Below are 19,862 nucleotides of genomic sequence, written 5' to 3'. Positions count from 1 at the left end.
AGGGTCCGGTGTCCGGGCGGCGCGGAGATCGGCCCCGCCCGGTCCGCAGAGTCCGGCGTCCAGGCCGCGCGGAGATCGGCCCCGCCCGGTCCGCAGAGTCCGGTGCCCAGGCCGCGCGGAGATCGGCCCCGCCCGGTCCGCAGAGTCCGGCGTCCGGGCCGCGCGGAGATCGGCCCCGCCCGGTCCGCAGAGTCCGGTGCCCAGGCGGCCCGGAGCGATCGGACCCGGCCGGTCCGGCCGGTCCGTGGCGTCCCCGCGCCCGTCCCCTGAGCGTCAGCTCTCCGTCAGGCCCGCCACCAGTTCGTCCGCCGCTCGGTACGGGTCGAGGCGGCCGGCCACGATGCTCTCCGCGAGGGCGCTGAGGCGGCGGTCCCCGTGCAGGTCGGCGATGCGTTCGCGCAGGGTCGTGACCGCGATGGCCTCCACCTCGCGGGAGGCGCGGGCGAGGCGGCGGCGGTGCAGGGCGCCGTGCTCCTCCATCCACGCGCGGTGCTTCTCCAGCGCCTCGACGACCTCGTCGATGCCCTCGGAGCGGGCGGCGACGGTGCGGACGATCGGGGGGCGCCAGTCGCCGGGGCCGCGGGACTCGCCGAGGCCCAGCATGTGGTTCAGTTCGCGGGCGGTGGCGTCGGCGCCGTCCCGGTCGGCCTTGTTGACGACGTACACGTCGCCGATCTCCAGGATGCCCGCCTTGGCGGCCTGGATGCCGTCGCCCATGCCGGGCGCGAGCAGCACCACGCAGGTGTCTGCCTGGGAGGCGATCTCCACCTCTGACTGGCCGACGCCGACCGTCTCGACGAGGATCACGTCGCAGCCCGCCGCGTCGAGCACCCTGATCGCCTGCGGGGCCGCCCAGGCGAGGCCGCCGAGGTGGCCCCGGGTGGCCATCGAGCGGATGTAGACGCCGGGGTCGGAGGCGTGCTCCGACATCCGGACCCGGTCGCCGAGCAGGGCGCCGCCCGAGAACGGCGACGACGGGTCGACGGCGAGCACGCCGACCCGTCTGCCCTGTTTGCGGTAGGCGGTGACCAGCGCGGACGTCGAGGTGGACTTGCCGACGCCGGGCGCCCCGGTGAGGCCGACGACGTAGGCGCCGCCGGTGAGCGGGGCGAGTGTCGCCATGACCTCTCTGAGCTGCGGGGACGCCCCCTCCACCAGGGAGATCAGCCGGGCCACGGCCCGCGGCTTGCCTTCCCTGGCCTGGGCCGCCAGGGAGGAGACGTCCTGCATCACAGCTCCGTTTCCGCTTCGTCGTGCCGTTGTGCCGGTTGTGCCGTTGTGCCGGTTGTGCGGGTTGTGCCGGGCAGGCCGGTTGTTCCGGGCGTGCCGCCGTGCTGTCGGTCAGGACTTCGGGACCCGGACGATCAGCGCGTCGCCCTGGCCGCCCCCGCCGCACAGGGCCGCCGCGCCGACCCCGCCGCCGCGCCGCTTCAGCTCAAGGGCCAGGTGCAGCACCAGACGGGCGCCCGACATGCCGATCGGGTGGCCGAGGGCGATGGCGCCGCCGTTGACGTTCACCCGTTCCGTGGAGACGCCCAGGTCCTTCATCGACTGGACGGCGACGGCCGCGAACGCCTCGTTGATCTCGATGAGGTCGAGGTCGGCGACGTCGAGGCCCTCCTTCGTCAGGGCGTGCCTGATGGCGTTCGAGGGCTGCGACTGGAGCGAGTTGTCCGGTCCTGCCACATTGCCGTGGGCGCCGATCTCGGCGATCCAGTCGAGGCCCAGCTCCTGCGCCTTCGCCTTGCTCATCACGACCACGGCGGCCGCGCCGTCGGAGATCTGCGAGGCGGAGCCCGCGGTGATCGTGCCGTCCCGGGTGAACGCGGGCCGCAGCTTGCCGAGGGAGTCGGTGGTGGTGTCGGCGCGGATGCCCTCGTCCTGGCTGAAGAGGACCGGGTCGCCCTTGCGCTGCGGGATCTCGACCGGGGTGATCTCGGCCTCGAAGAGTCCGTTCTTCTGCGCGGCGGCGGCCCGCTGGTGGGACAGCGCGGCGAACGCGTCCTGCTCGGGCCGCTGGATGCCGAGGCGGGTGTTGTGCTTCTCGGTGGACTCGCCCATGGCGATGTTCTCGAAGGCGTCGGTGAGGCCGTCGTGGGCCATGGCGTCGAGCATCTCGACGGCACCGTACTTGAAGCCCTCGCGGGACTTCGGCAGCAGGTGGGGGGCGCCCGTCATGGACTCCTGGCCGCCGGCCACCACGATGTCGAACTCACCGGCCCTGATCAGCTGGTCGGCGAGCGCGATGGCGTCGAGGCCGGAGAGGCAGACCTTGTTGACGGTGAGCGCGGGCACCGTCATCGGGATGCCGGCCTTGACGGCGGCCTGCCTGGCCGGGATCTGGCCGGCGCCCGCCTGGAGCACCTGGCCCATGATCACGTACTGCACCTGGTCGCCGCCGATCCCCGCGCGGTCGAGGGCGGCCTTGATCGCGAAACCGCCGAGATCGGCTCCGGAGAAGGACTTCAGGGAGCCGAGCAGGCGCCCCATCGGGGTACGGGCGCCCGCGACGATCACGGAGGTCGTGCTGTTCGATCCGGACATGGCGTGCGAACTCCTTTTCCGGCCGGACCCGGCCGCGGAGTGAACGAGGGTTTACTTCGAATGTACTGACCGGCCGCCCACCTCGTCATCGTGACGTCAGTGTGATCGCGCGCACGTTGCGTAACCGCCCGCCGGACGCTCCACTGGCAGCATGCTGACGCGCATCGACCACATCGGTATCGCCTGTCTCGACCTCGACACGACCGTCGAGTTCTACCGTGCCACGTACGGCTTCGAGGTGTTCCACACCGAGGTGAACGAGGAGCAGGGGGTCCGCGAGGCCATGCTCCGCATCAACGGCACCTCCGACGGAGGCGCCTCCTACATCCAGCTCCTCCAGCCCGTCCGCCCAGATTCGACGGTGGCGAAGTGGCTGGAGAAGAACGGTGAGGGCGTCCACCACATCGCCTTCGGCACGGAGGATGTGGACGGAGATGCCGCGGACATCCGGGAAAAGGGCGTACGCGTCCTGTACGAAGCGCCCCGACGCGGCTCCATGGGGTCACGGATCACCTTTCTGCACCCCAAGGATTGCCACGGAGTACTGACAGAACTGGTTACTTCGGCGGCAGTTGAGTCACCTGAGCACTGACCCTCGTACATATGGGCCGGTAGGGTTGGGGGCGGTCGTCGCTCGCAACCAGGGCGACCGTATGCCGGGGTCCAGGTTTCGGGGGGCGAGCGTCGGGGCAGCAGCCTCTGCTCCCCCGCTGATCTGACACCATTCCCCGGGGGCACCGTCCGGCGGATGGACGGTGCTCGTTTGGAAAGACCTGCGACCAGGGGACGGATGGGACCGCGCAGTGCGGGGCTACGAACGCCAGGAGCGAGAGCCGGCGGCTGACGTCGACCACCTCTCTCGGTTCGAGGCCGAGATGGAGCGGCTGAAGACCGAGCGGGAAAAGGCGATCCAGCACGCCGAGGACCTCGGCTACCAGGTCGAGGTGCTGCGCGCCAAGCTGCACGAGGCGCGGCGCACCATCATGTCCCGGCCCGCCTACGACAGCGGCGGGGACCTCGGCTACCAGGCCGAGCAGATGCTGCGCAACGCCCAGGTGCAGGCCGATCAGCTGCGCCAGGACGCCGAGCGGGAGCTGAGCCAGGCCCGCGCGCAGACGCAGCGCATCCTCCAGGAGCACGCCGAACAGGCGGCCAGGCTCCAGGCCGAGCTGCACCAGGAGGCGGTGACCAGGCGCCAGCAGCTCGACCAGGAGCTGGCCGAGCGCCGGCAGACCGTCGAGTCGCACGTCAATGAGAACGTGGCGTGGGCCGAGCAGCTGCGCGCCCGCACCGAGTCGCAGGCCCGCAGGCTCCTCGACGAGTCACGCGCCGAGGCCGAGCAGGCCATGGCCGCGGCCCGCGCGGAGGCCGAGCGCGTCACCGCCGAGGCCCGCCAGCGCCTCCAGGCGGACGCCGAGCAGGCCCGCTCGGAGGCGGAGCAGCTGCTGCGCCGCGCCCGCACGGACGCCGAGCGGCTGCTGACCGCCGCCTCGGTGCAGGCCCAGGAGGCCACCGAGCACGCCGAGGCGCTGCGCAGCTCCACGGCGAACGAGTCGGACAGCGCCCGCCGTCAGGCCGGTGAGCTGAGCCGGGCCGCCGAGCAGCGGATGGCGGACGCCGAGGACGCGCTGCGCAAGGCGCAGTCCGAGGCCGACAAGCTGGTCGCCGAGGCCAAGGACGCCGCCGCCAAGGCGCTCGCCGGCGCCGAGTCGGCCAACGAGCAGCGCACCAGGACCGCGAAGGAGCAGGTCGCCCGGCTGGTCAGCGAGGCCACCAAGGAGGCCGAGAGCACCAAGGCGGAAGCCGAGCAGCTGGTCGCCGAGGCCCGCTCGGAGGCCGAGAAGCTCCTCGCCGAGGCCTCCGAGAAGGCCCGCACCCTCACCGCCGAGGAGAGCGCCTCCCAGCTCGCCAAGACGGCCAAGACCGCCGAGGACGTCCTCAACAAGGCGTCCGAGGAGGCCAGGAACACCACCAAGGCCGCCGCCGAGGAGGCCGAGCGGCTGCGCGCCGAGGCCGAGGCGGAGGCGGACCGGCTGCGCGAGGAGGCGCACGACCTCGCCGCCCAGCTCAAGGGCGCGGCGAAGGACGACACCAAGGAGTACCGCGCCAAGACGGTCGAGTTGCAGGAGGAGGCCCGCAGGCTGCGCGGCGAGGCCGAGCAGCTGCGGTCGGACTCGGTCGCGGAGGGCGAGCGGATCCGCGCGGAGGCCCGCAAGGAGGCCGTCCAGCAGATCGAGGAGGCCGCCAAGACCGCCGAGGAGCTGCTCGCCAAGGCGAAGGTGGACGCCGACGAGCTGCGCCAGAAGGCGTCGGGCGACAGCGAGAAGGTCCGCACCGAGGCCATCGAGCGCGCCACCGCGCTGCGCCGGCAGGCCGAGGAGACCCTGGAGCGCACCCGCAAGGAGGCCGAGCGCCACCGCGACGAGGCGGTCGAGCGGGCCGACGGCATCAAGGCGGACGCCGAGCAGGCCGCGCGGGAGCTGCGCGAGGAGACCGAGCGGGGCGTCGAGGCCAGGCGCGAGGAGGCCGCGGCCGAGCTGACCCGGCTCCAGTCGGAGGCCGAGGAGCGGCTCGCGGCGGCCGAGCAGGCGCTGTCCGAGGCCCGCGACGAGGCGTCCCGGATCCGCCGGGAGGCGGGCGAGGAGACCGAGCGGCTGCGCGCCGAGGCCGCCGAGCGGATCCGTACGCTGCGCGAGCAGGCGGAGACGGAGGCCGACCGGCTGCGTACCGAGGCCGCGTCGGACGCGGCCGCGTCCCGGGCCGAGGGCGAGGCCGTCGCCGTCCGGCTGCGGTCGGAGGCCGCGGCCGAGGCGGAGCGGCTGAAGTCCGAGGCGCAGGACACCGCCGACCGGGTGCGGTCGGAGGCGCTGGCCGCGGCCGAGCGGCTGGGCGCCGAGGCGTCGGAGACGCTGGCCGCCGCCCAGGAGGAGGCCGCGCGGCGGCGCCGCGAGGCCGAGGAGCTGCTCGGCGCGGCCCGGTCGGAGGCGGACCAGGAGCGGCAGCGGGCCCGCGAGCAGAGCGAGGAGCTCCTCGCGTCGGCGCGCACCCGCGTCGAGGAGGCGCAGGCCGAGGCGGTCCGGCTGGTCGAGGAGGCCGACCGGCGCGCCAACGAGATGGTGTCGGCCGCCGAGCAGCACGCGCAGCAGGTGCGGGAGTCGGTGGCGGGGCTGCACGAGCAGGCCCAGGAGGAGATCAACGGGCTGCGTTCGGCCGCCGAGCACGCGGCGGACCGTACCCGCAGGGAGGCGCAGGAGGAGGCCGACCGGGTCCGCGGTGACGCGTACGCGGAGCGGGAGCGGGCCACCGAGGACGCCAACCGGGTGCGGCGGGAGGCCGCGGAGGAGTCGCAGGCCGCCAAGTCCCTTGCGGAGCACACCGTTTCGGAGGCGATCTCGGAGGCCGAGCGGCTGCGTTCGGACGCGTCCGAGCACGCCCAGCGGGCCAGGACCCAGGCGTCGGACGCCATCGCGGAGGCCGAGCAGGCGGCGTCCAGGACCCGCGCGGACGCCCGCGACGACGCCAACCGGATCCGTTCGGACGCGGCGACGCAGGCGGACACCCTGATCACGGAGTCGCGCGGTGAGGCCGAGCGGCTCACCAACGAGACGATCGCGGACACCGACCGGATGCGCTCGGAGGCGGTCGCCAAGGCGGAGCAGCTGATCGCGGAGGCGACCGGGGACGCGGAGCGGCTGCGGGCCGAGGCGGCGGACGCCGTCGGGGCGGCGCAGCAGCACGCCGAGCGGGTGCGGGTCGAGGCGCAGCGGGTGAAGGCGGAGGCGCTGGCGGAGGCCGAGCGGGTCACGGCGGCGGCGCGCGAGGAGTCCGAGCGCACCCTGGACGAGGCCCGCAAGGACGCCAACAAACGGCGTTCGGACGTGGCGGAGCAGGTCGACACGCTCATCACGGAGACCACGGCGGAGGCCGACAAGCTGCTCACCGAGGCGCAGCAGCAGGCGCACCGGACGACCGCGGAGGCGGAGACCCGGGCCGACCGCATGGTGGGCGGGGCGCGCACGGAGGCCGACCGGCTGCTGTCGGAGGCGACCGTCGAGGGCAACTCCCTGGTGGAGAAGGCCCGTGCGGACGCGGACGAGTTGCTGGTCGGCGCCCGCAGGGACGCGACGGCGACCCGGGAGCGCGCGGAGGAGCTGCGGGAGCGCATCACCGGCGAGATCGAGGCGCTGCACGAGCGGGCCCGCCGGGAGTCTGCGGAGACGATGAGGTCGACGGGCGACCGGTGCGACGCGCTCATCAAGGCGGCCGAGGAGCAGCTCGGCAAGGCGCAGGCGAAGGCCAAGGAGCTGGTGTCCGAGGCCAATTCGGAGGCGGGCAAGGTGCGGATCGCCGCCGTCAAGAAGGCCGAGGGGCTTCTGAAGGAGGCCGAGCAGAAGAAGGCGACGCTCGTCCGTGAGGCCGAGGAGCTGAAGGCGGAGGCGATCCGCGAGGCCAAGCGCACGGTCGAGGAGGGGAAGCGGGAGCTTGAGGTGCTGGTGCGTCGGCGCGAGGACATCAACGCCGAGATCTCCCGTGTCCAGGATGTGCTGGAGGCGTTGGAGTCTTTTGAGACTCCGTCGAGTCCGAAGGACGGCGGAGTCAAGGCGGGCGCGACGGTCGGTGCCCCTCGTTCGGGTGGCAAGTCGTCAGACGGCTAACGGACACTGCCCGGTTCGGGTGTCTTCTGACGGCTTTGGCCTGACTTCTTGGCAACGCCTCCATCGGACAGCCACTCAAAAGGGGTGTCATTCTCCAGATCAAACACGTATCCGCTCGATGACACACCGCTTCGGCCCCTAGGATTCCCTCTATCACCTCACCGGTCTCATTCGACAGGAACCCCATGAGCGACACTTCCCCCTACGGCTTCGAGCTTGTGCGGCGTGGGTACGACCGCGCTCAGGTGGACGAACGTATCTCCAAGCTCGTCTCCGACCGTGACAGCGCTCTCGCCCGCATCACCGCTCTGGAAAAGCGCATCGAGGAACTCCACCTCGAGACGCAGAACGCCCAGGCCCAGGTAAGCGACGCCGAGCCGTCGTACGCCGGCCTCGGTGCGCGGGTCGAGAAGATCCTGCGCCTCGCCGAGGAAGAGGCCAAGGATCTGCGCGAGGAGGCGCGGCGCGCGGCCGAGCAGCACCGCGAGCTGGCCGAGTCGGCGGCCCAGCAGGTCCGCAACGACGCGGAGTCGTTCGCGGCCGAACGCAAGGCCAAGTCCGAGGACGAGGGCGTCCGGATCGTCGAGAAGGCCAAGAGCGACGCCTCTCAGCTGCGTTCCGAGGCGCAGAAGGACGCCCAGTCGAAGCGTGAGGAGGCCGACGCCCTCTTCGAGGAGACCCGCGCCAAGGCCGCCCAGGCCGCCGCGGACTTCGAGACGAACCTCGCCAAGCGCCGCGAGCAGTCCGAGCGCGACCTGGCCTCGCGTCAGCAGAAGGCCGAGAAGCGTCTCGCGGAGATCGAGCACCGCGCGGAGCAGCTCCGCCTGGAGGCCGAGAAGCTGCGCACGGACGCGGAGCGTCGCGCCCGTCAGACGGTGGAGACGGCGCAGCGCCAGGCCGAGGACATCGTGGCCGACGCGAACGCCAAGGCCGACCGGATCCGTTCGGAATCGGAGCGCGAGCTGGCGGCGCTCACCAACCGCCGCGACTCGATCAACGCGCAGCTGACGAACGTGCGCGAGATGCTCGCCACCCTCACCGGTGCCGCCGTGGCCGCGGCCGGTTCGCCGGTCGAGGACGAGCCGATCACCCGCGGGGTTCCGGCCCAGCAGACCCGGTAACACCTCGGGCACTCGCAAGGCCCGCACACCCTTCGGGGGGTGCGGGCCTTCGTCGTGCGGGGTGGCTCCTTTTCGAGTGGCAGCCGCCGAAACCCGGCTCTAGCGTGGCCGCATGATCGAGCTGGAGGGGCTGACGAAGCGGTACGGCGAGAAGACGGCGGTCGACGGCCTCACCTTCACGGTGCGGCCCGGCATCGTCACCGGGTTCCTCGGGCCGAACGGCGCGGGGAAGTCGACGACGATGCGCATGATGCTGGGTCTCGACCGGCCGACGTCGGGCGACGTCAGGATCGACGGCCACCACTACGACCGGCTCAAGGACCCGCTCACCTACATCGGGGCGCTGCTGGACGCGAAGGCGATGCACGGGGGGCGGACCGCGTTCAACCATCTGCTCTGCCTGGCGCAGAGCAACGGCATCCCGCGCCGCCGGGTGGACGAGGTGCTGGACACGGTGGGTCTGACGGCGGTCGCGCGGAAGAAGGCCAAGGGGTTCTCGCTCGGCATGGGGCAGCGGCTGGGCATCGCGGGCGCGCTGCTGGGCGACCCGCGCATCCTGATGTTCGACGAGCCGGTCAACGGGCTCGACCCCGAGGGCATCCACTGGATCCGCAACCTGATGAAATCGCTGGCCGCGCAGGGCCGGACGGTCTTCGTCTCGTCGCATCTGATGAGCGAGATGGCGCTGACCGCCGACCATCTGGTGGTCATCGGACAGGGCAGGCTGCTCGCCGACACGTCGATGGCCGATTTCATCGCCCACAACTCGCGCGGTTACGTCCGGGTCCGCAGCCCGCAGCGGGAACGGCTCCTCGACGTGCTGCGCGCGGAGAGCGTCACCGTCGTCGAGGCGGACGGCGGGGCGCTGGAGGTGGACGGCGCGCAGGCGGCGCGGATCGGTGAACTGGCCGCGCGGCACCAGCTGACGCTGCACGAGCTGAGCCCGCAGCAGGCGTCCCTCGAGGAGGCGTTCATGGGGCTCACGGCGGAGTCGGTGGAGTACCACGCGCACAGCGACGGGCCCACCGGGGCCCCCGGAGGCGCCGGGGACGCCGAGGGCCCGGGGGGGCCTGGCGGCCCCGGCGGTCCCGGCGGTCCCGGCGCGCCGCCGGGCGGCGACCGGTGGGGCGCCGGCTGGGAGAGGAGCTGAGATGACGGCGGCCCAGGTGGTCAGGTCGGAGTGGACCAAGATCCGGTCGGTGGCTTCGACGGTGTGGACACTGTCCCTCGCGGTGGTCGTCACCATCGCGCTCGGCATGCTGATCTCGGCGCTGTCCCGCCACGATTTCGACAGCATGAGCCCGCAGGACCGGCTGTCCTTCGACCCGACGTTCATCAGCTTCGCCGGGATGAGCCTCGGCCAGCTCGCGATGATCGTGTTCGGGGTGCTCGTGGTCTCCAACGAGTACAGCTCCGGCATGATCCGCACCTCGCTCGCCGCGGTGCCGCAGCGCGGCACGTTCCTGTTCAGCAAGCTCGCGGTGGCGACGGTGCTGGCGCTGGTCGTCGGGATGGCCACCAGCTTCGCCGCGTTCTTCCTCGGCCAGGCGGTGCTGGGCCCGCACCGGGCGTCCATCGGCGATCCGGGGGTGCTGCGGGCGGTGATCGGCGGCGGCCTCTACATGACGCTGATCGCGGTGTTCTCGATGGGCGTCGCCACCATGCTGCGCTCGCCGATGCTGTCGCTGGGCATCCTGATGCCGTTCTTCTTCCTGATCTCCAGCATCCTCGGCAACGTCTCCGCGACCAAGAAGATCGGCCGGTTCCTGCCCGACCAGGCGGGCAGCAAGATCATGCAGGTGGTGCCGCGCCCCGGCGACACCAGTCCCTACGGCCCCTGGGGCGGCCTGGGGATCATGGTGCTGTGGGTGCTCGCGGCCCTCCTCGGCGGCTACGTCCTGCTCAAACGACGGGACGCCTGAGGCGGGCGGAGGGCGCGGGGACAGGGGGCACGGGGCCGCTGGGACCCGAGGACCCGAGGACCCGGGGCCGCTGGGACCCGGGGCGGCGAGGGGAAGCGGGGGCCGAAAGGTACGGAAAGCCGGGAACGTTGCAGAGGCGCAACCTTTTACTTTCCCTTGGCCGGAACCGTCAGCACCTGGATATCCTCCTAACCCTTACGGGGGCGTGTGCCCCGCTGTCCTGAACCTTTCGATGGGTGCGGAGCATGATCGAGGCAGTCGGCCTGACCAAGCGCTACGGCGACAAGACCGCTGTGTACAACCTCTCCTTCCAGGTGCGGCCCGGTGCCGTCACCGGCTTCCTCGGGCCCAACGGCTCCGGGAAGTCCACGACGATGAGGATGATCCTCGGGCTCGACAACCCCACCTCCGGGCAGGTCACCATCGGTGGCTACCCCTACCGCCGGCTGCCCAACGCCCCGCGCCAGGTCGGCGCGCTGCTCGACGCCAAGGCCGTGCACGGCGGCCGATCGGCCCGCAACCACCTGCTCAGCCTGGCGCAGCTGTCGGGCATCCCGGCCCGCCGGGTCGACGAGGTGCTCGGCGTGGTCGGCCTCCAGGACGTGGCGGGCCGGCGCTCCAACGGGTTCTCGCTCGGCATGGGACAGCGGCTCGGCATCGCCGCCGCCCTGCTCGGCGACCCGCAGGTGCTGCTCTTCGACGAGCCGGTCAACGGCCTCGACCCCGAGGGCATCCTCTGGGTCCGCAACCTGATGAAGGCGCTGGCGGCCGAGGGCCGCACGGTCTTCGTCTCCTCGCACCTGATGAGCGAGATGGCGCTGACCGCCGACCACCTCATCGTGATCGGGCGCGGACAGCTGCTCTCCGACATGAGCGTGCGGGACTTCATCGCGGCGAACTCGGCCGGGTTCGCGCGGGTGCGCACCCCGGACACCGAGCCGCAGCTGCGCGAGAAGCTGTCGGCCGCGCTGACCGAGGCGGGCGGCCATGTGCTGCCCGAGCAGGACGGCGGGCTGCGGGTGACGGGGCTGCCGCTGCCGCGGATCAGCGACCTCGCGCACGACACCGGCGTACGCCTGTGGGAGCTGTCGCCGCACCAGGCCTCGCTCGAGGAGGCCTACATGCGGATGACGCAGGGGGTGGTGGACTACCGGTCCTCCACCGACGAGAAGGCCGGCCTGATGCAGCCGCTGCCGCCCGGCGCGCAGCCGCCGGTGCCGGTGCCCGGACAGGGTCAGCCCGGCTGGTACGCCCCGCCGCCACCGCAGCAGAGCGGCCAGGCGTTCGCGATGCCGGCCCCCCACGGCGGCCGACCGCCGGCCGCGAACCCGTACGCGGCCCCTGGCGCGCCGGGCGCCACCCCACCGAACCCCTACGCCCAGCCCGCCTCCGCAGCCCCGCAGACGCCCGCTCAGCCGCCTCAGCAGCCCCAGCAGGCCGCGCCCGAGGCCCCCGCGGCGCCGGGCACTCCCCCCGCTCCCGCCGACCTGACGAAGCCCGAGGACGTCCGATGAGCACGCCACAGCACCCGACGCCGCAGCCCACCGCGCCCCCGTGGCAGGCCGGGGGCGGGCCGTCCTCCGCCGGTTACACCTCGCCGATCCCCGTCGTGCGCACCCACCTCGGGCACGCCATCGCCTCGGAGTGGACGAAGATCCGGTCGGTGCGCTCGACGCTCTGGACGCTGGGCGTGTTCGTGGTGCTGGTGGTCGGCATCGGCGTCGCGGTGGCCGCGCTGGTCTCCAACAGCGCGGCCGAGCCGGACTACGGCGACGAGAGCCCGCTGTCGTTCGGGTTCTTCGGGGTGCTGCTCGGCATCATGTGCGTCATCACGCTCGGCGTGCTGACGACGGCGTCGGAGTACGGCACCGGCATGATCCGCACCACCATGACGGCGTGCCCCTCGCGCGCCCGGGTGCTCGCGGCCAAGTCGATCGTGTTCTTCGCGGTCGCGTTCACCGTCACCTTCGTGTCGGTGCTGCTGGTCGGGCTCGCGGACGTGGCGATGCTGGGCGGTGCCCGGCAGCCGACGGGCGCGGAGTGGCTGAAGGCGACGGTCGGCGTCTCGCTGTACGTGGCGCTGCTCGGTCTGATCTCACTGCTGGTCGGCTCGGTCATCCGGCACTCGGCGGGCGCCATCACGCTGATGATCGCGCTGGTCCTCGCCCCGCTGGTGATCGCGCTGTTCATGTTCTCGCGGGCCCTCGAGTGGCTGCGGGACGGCCTGTTCGAGTACTCGATCCCCAACCAGCTCGGCGTCTTCTACTCCACGTCGCTCAGCGACACCGGGCCGAGCGGCTGGGACCCGCTGTGGATCGCGATCGGCGTCACGGCCGTCGCGTTCGCCGGCGCCGCCGCCCTGCTCCAGCGGCGGGACGTGTAGCCGCCCGGGTTCAGAATCTCGGCGCGTTGCGGGACCGCTGCACCCGGGTGGTGCGGCGGTCCTTCGCGTTCCAGCACGCCTTGTGCCAGTGGCGCCGTTCGTCGACGCCCGAGTGCTCGGGCCACGCCACCACGTGCGGCACCCCGGAGGCGATCATCTGGTCGCATCCCGGGCAGCGGTAGGTCTTGCCCTGGGCGCTCGCCCCCGCGACATGGCGCACGCTCCACTCGTCGCCCTGCCAGCTCTCGGTCGACTGCCAGCCGCCGTAGCGGCCGGGCCGGTCGTCCTCGGCACTGCGGCCGGACGGACCCGACAGGTCGGATCCCTTGGGGCGGTTGCGACGCGGGGACACGGAACACCTCACGGGGCTGACAGGGGGCACGGGTCGCCTCCCAGCCTAAAGGGCGGGGACACGGGTAGCCGTAGAAGGGCAATCCCCGCAAGTCCCCCCTCACGAACCCGCATTCTGCAGACAATCCGCAAATCTCCTCGCCAGGCCGTGACCTCGGCACGTGTCATGCGGTTATGCGGTGTGGGGGAGCTCCCAGTCGGAGCCAAGGAAGCAGGAACAGATCAATGCACGTTGGAACTTTCGTGTTGGCGGCCCAGTTCCCCGGACAGGGCCAGGGGGAGGTCCTGCACCGCGCGGTCCGCTCGGCCCAGACCGCGGAGGAGGTGGGCCTCGACTCGGTCTGGCTGGCCGAGCACCACTTCGTCCCGTACGGCATCTGCCCGTCGGCCATCACCCTGGCCGCGCTGCTGCTCGGCCGCACCGAGCGCATCCGGGTCGGCACGGCGGTGACGGTCCTGTCGACCGCCCACCCGGTGGCCGTCGGCGAACAGGCGGCCCTGCTCCACCTCGTCTCGGGCGGCCGGTTCTCGCTGGGCGTGGGGCGCGGCGGCCCCTGGGTCGACCTGGAGGTGTTCGGCGCCGGGCTCGCCGCCTACGAGGAGGGGTTCCCCGAATCCCTCGACCTGCTGACACGCTGGCTGCGCGAGCCGTCGGTGGCCGGCCGCGGCCCGCGCCACGGCTTCCGCGAGGTCACCGTCGTCCCGCGGCCCGGCGAGTCCCTCACCGACTCCCCCGGGCCCGAGGTGGTGGTGGCGTGCACCTCGCCCGCGAGCGTGCGGCTGGCCGCCGAGCGCGGGCTGCCGATGCTGCTCGGGATGCACGTCGGGGACGAGGAGAAGGCCGAGATGGTCGGCCTGTGGGACCGGCACGCGCGGGCGGCGGGGCGCAGCCGTGACGAGGTGCGGGACGCGGCCCATGTGTCGGCCGGAGTCTGCCAGATCGCGGACCGGCGCACCGACGCGGTGGAGACGCTCACCAAGGCGATGCCCGGCTGGCTGCGGCAAGGGCTCGGCGCGCATGTCACGGTCGACGGCCGGGCCCGGCGGATGCGCGACCCGCTGGAGTACACCGAACTCCTCTGCGGGCTGCACCCGGTGGGCACGCCCCGGCTCTGCGCCGACCGGCTCGCGGCGACCAGCGAACGCACCGGGGTCTCCCGGTTCGCGCTGCTCGTCGAGGGGTCTGGCGACCTCGCGGCCACCGAGGAGAACGTCCGCAGGCTGGGCACCGAGGTCCTCCCCCGCCTGCGGTGAGCCGGGCGGGTGCCTGCCGCTCCGATGCTGATCGCACCTCCCGCGCACGGAGCGGCAAGCGAAGGCCCTCGGCTCAGCAGTCCCGGAGCTCCGGGGACTGGTTGAGCAACTGGCCCCGGATCGACGTGAAGCGGGTCAGCCTCTCGTCGGCCGAGGAGTCCAGCGGGAACACCGCCACCCGGTGGCAGTTCTGGAAGGCCAGCCGTACCCCGAAGTGGCGCTGGAGGGCGCCGCGTATCGCGTCGCTGGCGAGCGCGCGCAGCAGCTGGCCGCGCGCCTGCTCGTCCGGCGGGGGCGTCTGGTTGTCGGCGAACTCCCCGCCGTTCACCTTCAGTTGGGCCACCAGAGAGCTGATCATCTCCCACGCGTAGGGAAGGGAGGTCCGGACGCAGTCGACGAAGGCGGCTTCGTCGACCTCGCCTCGCTCGGCCTGTTCGAGTAGGGCCGGTGAGACGTCGAGCGACATGGGTACTCCTCTCGCACCCCCGCGGAGCGGGGGTTGCCGGACAGATGAGGGAGCGCGCGAGACCGAGCACGCTGAGTACACGACTCGCGACCTCCCGTTTACTACGGTATGCAACGGCCGGGAGCGGCACCAGGAGAATGCGTACATAGGGCGCTCCCGTTAGGGGCACAATCGGCCATAAACGAACAGCCGAATTCCAGGGCGAATCGCGTGCACCCGCACGCGTCGAGTAGCGTTGCCGACCATGCGTCTCGTCATCGCCCGGTGCTCCGTCGACTACGCCGGCCGGCTCACCGCCCACCTCCCCTCGGCGCCCCGCCTGATCCTGGTCAAGGCCGACGGCAGCGTCTCGATCCACGCGGACGACCGCGCCTACAAGCCCCTGAACTGGATGTCCCCGCCGTGCACCTTGAAGGAGGGCGCGGGGGACGACGCCGGTGTCTGGACCGTCGTCAACAAGGGGGGCGAGAAACTGATCATCACGATGGAGGAAGTCCTCCACGATTCCTCGCACGAACTCGGCGTCGACCCCGGACTGATCAAGGACGGCGTGGAAGCGCACCTCCAGGAACTGCTCGCCGACCGCATCGAGACGCTCGGCGACGGCTACACGCTCATCCGGCGTGAGTACATGACGGCGATCGGTCCGGTCGACATCCTGTGCAGGGACGCCGAGGGGCGGACCGTCGCGGTGGAGATCAAGCGGCGCGGCGAGATCGACGGTGTGGAGCAACTGACGCGCTATCTGGAGCTGTTGAACCGCGACCCGCATCTCGCGCCGGTCCGCGGGGTGTTCGCCGCCCAGGAAATCAAGCCGCAGGCCCGGGTGCTCGCCACCGACCGCGGCATCGGCTGCCAGATCCTCGACTACAACGCCCTGCGCGGCATCGAGGACGACAAACTGCGCCTGTTCTAGGGCGAGTTGCGTACGCGCAAGGGCCGGACCCGTGGACGGGTCCGGCCCTTGCGCGTACGCCGTGCGCTCAGATCACGTCGGCGGAACCGCTCGGCGAGGCCGGCACGGAGGCCGTGCCGTCGCTGCTCTGCACCGGCGTGGACGGGGTGCCGGGTCCGCTGGCGGAGTCGGTGGTGCTGGGCTCACCGGTCTCGGAGTCGGTCGGGTCGGGCGTCTCGCCCCCGGTCGGCGTCGGGCTGCCGGTGGGCGTCCCCGAGCCGCTGGGGGTCGCCGACGGCGGCCTGGACGTCGTCGAGGGGCTGGACGGCGGCCGGGACGACGGCGGCCGGGACGGCGAGCCCGAGCCGGTCGAGCCGCGGGTGCCGGTCGGGTCGTCGGACGGCCGGCCGCTGTCGGAGGGCGTCGGGTCGTCGGCGGTGCCGAGGGTGCCGTCGGGGCCCGGGTCGGTCGCGCGGCTGGTGGCGGCGCCGGTGTCGGAGGTGCTGTCGCCCGCGGCCGGGGTGTCGGCGCCGACGCCGCCGTCGTCGAGTTCGGTGCCCGCCGTCGGGTTGACGCCGACCCGGTCGGACGGGGTGTCGGCGTCGTTGTTCGAGGTCGCGCCGAGCGTCACCACGGTGCCGAGGACGGCGGCGAGCAGCGCGCCCGCGCCGGCCGCGACGAGGTTGCGGCGGGCCAGGGCCCGCAGGCCGCCGCCCCGGGTCCGCGCGGCCGGGGCCGGGGCACCGGGGGCGGAGGGGGCGCGGTGGGTGACGACGGTGGGGGTGGCGTCGGCAGCCGCGGGCACGTACGGCAGCGGCGCGGTCCCGGAGGACGGGTCCGACTCCGCCCGGCGGGCGTCGGGCGCCGCTTCGACGGCCGCGGGACCGAGGGCGGGGACCAGGCCGGGCGCGGTGCCCGAGCGGTCGGCGACCAGGGCGAGGGCCCGGCGTCCGGCGACGGTGCCGCGCCGGTCGGCGAGCGCGCCGCGCAGGCCGACGGAGACCTCCAGTTCGGCGCGGGCCCGGTCGAGCTGTCCCTCGCAGAGCGCGAGGACGCCCAACTCGTGGTGGAAGTAGGCCTGTTCCGCCACCTCGCCGGCCAGCCTCGCGGCCTCGGCACCGGCCCGCAGGGCCCGCTCCCAGGCGTTCCAGTCGAGCCCGGCGGCGAACGCGGGGGCGGCTGCGCGGGCCAGCAGGACGGCGGGGGGCCGCTCCCCGTCCTCGGCGGGCGGGGTGGTGGCGGGCACCAGGACGGCGAGGGCCGCGAGCACCGCGTCGGCCTCGGCGGACACCCGCTGCGGGGCGACCGAGGGGTGCCCGGCCCACCAGGTGTAGTGCTGGGCGGCGGTGAGCGCGCGGGCCTGGAGGCCGCCGTCGTGGTCGGCGTACCCGGCGGCGTCGAGCTGGGTGAGGACACCGGCGGCGAGCCGGTAGCGGGAGCCGACCGGGGTGACGAGACCGCAGGCGGCCAGCTCGCCGAGTGCGGCGTCCGCGTGGGTGTCGCCGATCAGCGCGGGCAGATGGGCCTGGTGGGGCACCTCGCCGGCGAGCGCGACGGCGAACCGCAGGGTGTCGCGGGCGGCGCCGCTGAGCCGGGAGGCGAGCAGCGGCGCGGGGGCCGCGGCCTCGCCGAGGGACGGCAGCGGGATGCCCGCGGTGTCCTCGGCATCGATGTCGAGGACCGCGTCGGCGGGCGGTTCGTCGGCGAAGACGCCGTAGGTGTCGACGGCGCTGACGTCGGCGCGCTGCCGGTCGCGCTGGTCGAGGAGGGCGCCGGCCTGCACGAAGCGCAGCGGCAGCCCCTCGGACTCGAACCAGAGGTCGCCCGCCCAGTTGGCCTCCTCCTCGGTGAGGACGCGGCCGACGGCGCGCTCCAGGATCTCGACGCCGCCGGCGCGGTCGAGTCCGCCGAGGAGTACTTCCTCGACGGACGAGTCGGGTGAGGGCGGCGGCACGTCGGGGGTGGCGCCGAGCAGGAAGGCGCACTCGGGGGTGGCGTCGAGGAGCGTGTCGAGCGCGGCGCCGCCGAACTCCAGGTCGTCCAGGACGACGACGGCGCCGATCTCCCGCAGCAGGGCGCGGAGTTCGTCGGGGCCCGGCCGGTGCAGGGGCGCGGCGTACACGGCGTGCAGCAGGTCGTGCAGGAGGTCGTCGGCGGTGCGGTGGGAGCCGTCGAGGCGGACGACGCCGTCGGGGGCGAGGTCCGCGCAGTCCTCGGCGACCAGGTCGAGGAGGCTGGTGCGGCCGGAGCCGGCCGGGCCGGTCAGGCGCACGGAGCGGCCCCGGGCGAGCAGCCTGACCAGGCGTTCGCGGTCGTCCTGGCGTTCCAGGAGGGAGAGGGTGGGGCGGGCCGGGCCGGGCGGTACCGGCGGGCGGGCCGCGCGGTCGGCCTCGGCGCGGTCGGCCGCGGTGCGCTTGACCGGCCGCTCGGGCCGCTCGCCCGGCGGGCAGAGCGCTATCTCGCTGCCGTCCACCGGGTTGACGGTGAGCAGGTGGTCGCCGCTGATCAGCCGGGTGGTGCGGGCCGGCGCGGGCGTGGGCGACGCGAAGTCGGTGGTGAGGGGTTCCCTGGGCGGGCGGGGGCGCGGCGTGCCGCCGTCGCCGTCCTGGCCGTACTCCTCGGGTCCCCGGTCGATCGGGTCCATAGGTCCAAGCCCCCCAAAAGCGTCGTGTGCCGAAGTCCCTCCCGGCCTTGCTGCACACCGCGCTGTCGCTTCTGGTCCGGGCCCGCTCGCAGGGATGTGGGCAGCGGGCGCCCCGAACCCTAAACCGTGTTCAGTATCCATGACAGGCCGGGGTGCCGTCCCGCCCGAGACGTCACGGTCTCATGAGGATTGGGCGCGACGTGACGTTTCGCCGGGGTGTGGGGTCAGACCCGGGGCAGCGACTCGACGCCGATGCCGCCCTCGATGGCGAGGATGCGGTGCAGCCGGGTGGCCACCAGCAGGCGCTGCATCTGCGGGGGTACGTCGCGCAGCACCAGGCGCCGGCCGCACCGGCCCGCCCGGCGGTGGACGCCCATGATGACCCCGAGCCCGGTGGCGTCCCAGGAGTCGAGTTCGGACAGGTCCAGGACCAGGTCGCCGACTCCGTCGTCGACGGCCGAGTGCAGGACCGTACGGGCGTCCGCCGCGCTGCGGACGTCGAGGCGGCCCCCGACGACCAGCTCGACGTGGTCGCCCCTGATGTGCATATGCGCTCCCGTGACTGCGGTGGCGTACTCCATGGCGGTGACTGTGACTGTGCAACGTCTGACTGCTTCCGCGGCCGACTGGTTGCCGTCTGTAAGCGAACCGATACCGAATTCACCCCTGCGGGTGATGCCCTCGGAGGGTGTGCGGTTTCCGGTGCGGCCCCCACCGGTGTGTCGGCGCGGGCCGCGACGGTCTGTCAGTACGTGTAGAAGCCTTGCCCGCTCTTGCGGCCGATGTCACCGGCGTCAACCATCCGGCGCATCAGCTCGGGCGGGGCGAACTTCTCGTCCTGCGACTCGGTGTAGATGTTGCCGGCCGCGTGCAGCAGGATGTCGACGCCGGTGAGGTCGGCCGTGGCGAGCGGCCCCATGGCGTGGCCGAAGCCGAGCTTGCAGGCCAGGTCGATGTCCTCGGCGGTGGCGACGCCCGACTCGTAGAGCTTGGTGGCCTCGACGACGAGCGCCGAGATCAGACGGGTCGTCACGAACCCGGCGACGTCGCGGTTGACGACGATGCAGGTCTTGCCCACGGACTCGGCGAACTCCCGCGCGGTGGCGAGGGTTTCGTCGCTGGTCTTGTAGCCGCGCACCAGCTCGACGAGCTGCATCATCGGCACCGGGGAGAAGAAGTGCACCCCGACGACCCGCTCCGGGTGCGCGGTGGCCGCCGCGATCTTGGTGATCGGGATCGCGGAGGTGTTGGAGGCGAGCACCGCGTCCTCGCGCACGAGGGTGTCGAGCGCGCGGAAGATCTCGTGCTTGACCTCCAGCTTCTCGAACACGGCCTCGACGACGAGGTCGGCGTCCGCGACGGCGTCGAGGTCGGTGGTGGTGGTGATGCGGGCGAGCGCAGCGTCGGCGTCGTGCGCCTCCATCCGGCCCTTGCCCACGAACTTGTCGTACGACGCCTTGATGCCGTCGGTGCCACGCCTCAGCGCCTCGTCGGTGACGTCGCGCAGCACGACGTCCCATCCGGCCTGGGCGGACACCTGGGCGATACCGGATCCCATGAGCCCGGCGCCGATGACGGCAAGCTTCCGTGCCACTGTGCGACTCCCCTTTGAAACGCGTTGCACGCT

The 19,862-nt window shown here is 72.9% G+C and carries 16 protein-coding genes; 9 read left to right on the top strand and 7 right to left on the bottom strand.

Annotation, left to right across the window (positions count from 1 at the left end; translation table 11 throughout):
* Positions 1–273: 273 nt before the first annotated feature.
* Both meaB and DDJ31_RS26150 read right to left on the bottom strand, forming a co-directional pair.
* A complete protein-coding gene (meaB, locus tag DDJ31_RS26155) occupies positions 274–1,230 on the bottom strand; it encodes a methylmalonyl Co-A mutase-associated GTPase MeaB (protein ID WP_127177936.1) in 957 nt (318 codons plus the stop codon).
* A gap of 111 nt (positions 1,231–1,341) precedes the next feature.
* Entirely contained in the window at positions 1,342–2,544 is a 1,203-nt protein-coding gene (locus DDJ31_RS26150; protein ID WP_127177937.1) for an acetyl-CoA C-acetyltransferase, read from the bottom strand.
* 151 nt (positions 2,545–2,695) lie between these two features.
* On the opposite strand from DDJ31_RS26150, the gene mce reads away from it, so the two are divergent.
* The 7 genes from mce to DDJ31_RS26115 all read left to right on the top strand — a co-directional run bounded on the left by mce (position 2,696) and on the right by DDJ31_RS26115 (position 12,625).
* The gene (gene mce, locus DDJ31_RS26145; RefSeq protein ID WP_127177938.1) at positions 2,696–3,136 is read left to right on the top strand and encodes a methylmalonyl-CoA epimerase; all 441 of its coding nucleotides are present in this window, start codon (positions 2,696–2,698) and stop codon (positions 3,134–3,136) included.
* A gap of 211 nt (positions 3,137–3,347) precedes the next feature.
* Positions 3,348–7,199 carry a polarized growth protein Scy gene (scy, locus tag DDJ31_RS26140; protein WP_127177939.1) on the top strand — a complete coding sequence of 1,284 codons (3,852 nt, stop codon included), beginning with the start codon at positions 3,348–3,350 and terminating at the stop codon, positions 7,197–7,199.
* 185 nt (positions 7,200–7,384) lie between these two features.
* Positions 7,385–8,320 (top strand): cellulose-binding protein, encoded by a 936-nt coding sequence (locus tag DDJ31_RS26135; RefSeq protein ID WP_127177940.1) that lies wholly within the window; start codon positions 7,385–7,387, stop codon positions 8,318–8,320.
* A gap of 112 nt (positions 8,321–8,432) precedes the next feature.
* Complete coding sequence (locus tag DDJ31_RS26130) at positions 8,433–9,470, top strand: ABC transporter ATP-binding protein (protein ID WP_171480906.1); 1,038 nt, start codon at positions 8,433–8,435, stop codon at positions 9,468–9,470.
* A 1-nt stretch (position 9,471) separates the two neighbouring features.
* Positions 9,472–10,242, top strand: coding sequence for an ABC transporter permease (locus DDJ31_RS26125; protein ID WP_127177941.1), 771 nt, complete (start codon positions 9,472–9,474; stop codon positions 10,240–10,242).
* 245 nt (positions 10,243–10,487) lie between these two features.
* The gene (locus DDJ31_RS26120) at positions 10,488–11,756 is read left to right on the top strand and encodes an ABC transporter ATP-binding protein (RefSeq protein WP_127177942.1); all 1,269 of its coding nucleotides are present in this window, start codon (positions 10,488–10,490) and stop codon (positions 11,754–11,756) included.
* Positions 11,753–12,625 (top strand): ABC transporter permease, encoded by an 873-nt coding sequence (locus tag DDJ31_RS26115; protein ID WP_127177943.1) that lies wholly within the window; start codon positions 11,753–11,755, stop codon positions 12,623–12,625. Before DDJ31_RS26120 ends, DDJ31_RS26115 begins: the two co-directional genes overlap by 4 nt.
* A 10-nt stretch (positions 12,626–12,635) precedes the next feature.
* Here DDJ31_RS26115 and DDJ31_RS26110 read toward each other — a convergent pair whose 3' ends face one another.
* Positions 12,636–12,977, bottom strand: coding sequence for an ATP/GTP-binding protein (locus DDJ31_RS26110; protein ID WP_127177944.1), 342 nt, complete (start codon positions 12,975–12,977; stop codon positions 12,636–12,638).
* A 224-nt stretch (positions 12,978–13,201) separates the two neighbouring features.
* Between DDJ31_RS26110 and DDJ31_RS26105 the strand changes: the two genes are divergently transcribed.
* The gene (locus DDJ31_RS26105; protein ID WP_127177945.1) at positions 13,202–14,230 is read left to right on the top strand and encodes an LLM class flavin-dependent oxidoreductase; all 1,029 of its coding nucleotides are present in this window, start codon (positions 13,202–13,204) and stop codon (positions 14,228–14,230) included.
* A 73-nt stretch (positions 14,231–14,303) separates the two neighbouring features.
* Here DDJ31_RS26105 and DDJ31_RS26100 read toward each other — a convergent pair whose 3' ends face one another.
* On the bottom strand, positions 14,304–14,696 hold the full coding sequence (locus DDJ31_RS26100) for an SCO5389 family protein (RefSeq protein WP_127177946.1): 393 nt from the start codon (positions 14,694–14,696) through the stop codon (positions 14,304–14,306).
* A 244-nt stretch (positions 14,697–14,940) separates the two neighbouring features.
* On the opposite strand from DDJ31_RS26100, the gene nucS reads away from it, so the two are divergent.
* Entirely contained in the window at positions 14,941–15,612 is a 672-nt protein-coding gene (gene nucS, locus DDJ31_RS26095; RefSeq protein WP_206280653.1) for an endonuclease NucS, read from the top strand.
* A 67-nt stretch (positions 15,613–15,679) separates the two neighbouring features.
* On the opposite strand, the gene DDJ31_RS26090 is transcribed toward nucS, so the two are convergent.
* The 3 genes from DDJ31_RS26090 to DDJ31_RS26080 form a co-directional block, all read right to left on the bottom strand.
* Entirely contained in the window at positions 15,680–18,235 is a 2,556-nt protein-coding gene (locus DDJ31_RS26090; RefSeq protein ID WP_127177948.1) for an ATP-binding protein, read from the bottom strand.
* Between the two features lie 224 nt (positions 18,236–18,459).
* The gene (locus DDJ31_RS26085) at positions 18,460–18,783 is read right to left on the bottom strand and encodes an STAS domain-containing protein (RefSeq protein ID WP_127182595.1); all 324 of its coding nucleotides are present in this window, start codon (positions 18,781–18,783) and stop codon (positions 18,460–18,462) included.
* A 197-nt stretch (positions 18,784–18,980) separates the two neighbouring features.
* Positions 18,981–19,829, bottom strand: coding sequence for a 3-hydroxyacyl-CoA dehydrogenase family protein (locus DDJ31_RS26080; protein WP_127177949.1), 849 nt, complete (start codon positions 19,827–19,829; stop codon positions 18,981–18,983).
* Positions 19,830–19,862: the final 33 nt, after the last annotated feature.

It is taken from the genome of Streptomyces griseoviridis (assembly GCF_005222485.1).
Taxonomy (GTDB): Bacteria; Actinomycetota; Actinomycetes; order Streptomycetales; family Streptomycetaceae; genus Streptomyces; species Streptomyces hintoniae.
This window is presented reverse-complemented; position numbering and strand designations above follow the sequence as displayed.

Excerpts from the sequence above, each read along its gene's own strand:
- meaB (WP_127177936.1), bottom strand. The coding sequence starts at position 1,230 with ATGCAGGACGTCTCCTCCCTGGCGGCCCAGGCCAGGGAAGGCAAGCCG.
- DDJ31_RS26150 (WP_127177937.1), bottom strand. The coding sequence starts at position 2,544 with ATGTCCGGATCGAACAGCACGACCTCCGTGATCGTCGCGGGCGCCCGT.
- mce (WP_127177938.1), top strand. The coding sequence starts at position 2,696 with ATGCTGACGCGCATCGACCACATCGGTATCGCCTGTCTCGACCTCGAC.
- DDJ31_RS26135 (WP_127177940.1), top strand. The coding sequence starts at position 7,385 with ATGAGCGACACTTCCCCCTACGGCTTCGAGCTTGTGCGGCGTGGGTAC.
- DDJ31_RS26130 (WP_171480906.1), top strand. The coding sequence starts at position 8,433 with ATGATCGAGCTGGAGGGGCTGACGAAGCGGTACGGCGAGAAGACGGCG.
- DDJ31_RS26125 (WP_127177941.1), top strand. The coding sequence starts at position 9,472 with ATGACGGCGGCCCAGGTGGTCAGGTCGGAGTGGACCAAGATCCGGTCG.
- DDJ31_RS26120 (WP_127177942.1), top strand. The coding sequence starts at position 10,488 with ATGATCGAGGCAGTCGGCCTGACCAAGCGCTACGGCGACAAGACCGCT.
- DDJ31_RS26115 (WP_127177943.1), top strand. The coding sequence starts at position 11,753 with ATGAGCACGCCACAGCACCCGACGCCGCAGCCCACCGCGCCCCCGTGG.
- DDJ31_RS26105 (WP_127177945.1), top strand. The coding sequence starts at position 13,202 with ATGCACGTTGGAACTTTCGTGTTGGCGGCCCAGTTCCCCGGACAGGGC.
- DDJ31_RS26100 (WP_127177946.1), bottom strand. The coding sequence starts at position 14,696 with ATGTCGCTCGACGTCTCACCGGCCCTACTCGAACAGGCCGAGCGAGGC.
- nucS (WP_206280653.1), top strand. The coding sequence starts at position 14,941 with ATGCGTCTCGTCATCGCCCGGTGCTCCGTCGACTACGCCGGCCGGCTC.
- DDJ31_RS26090 (WP_127177948.1), bottom strand. The coding sequence starts at position 18,235 with ATGGACCCGATCGACCGGGGACCCGAGGAGTACGGCCAGGACGGCGAC.
- DDJ31_RS26085 (WP_127182595.1), bottom strand. The coding sequence starts at position 18,783 with ATGCACATCAGGGGCGACCACGTCGAGCTGGTCGTCGGGGGCCGCCTC.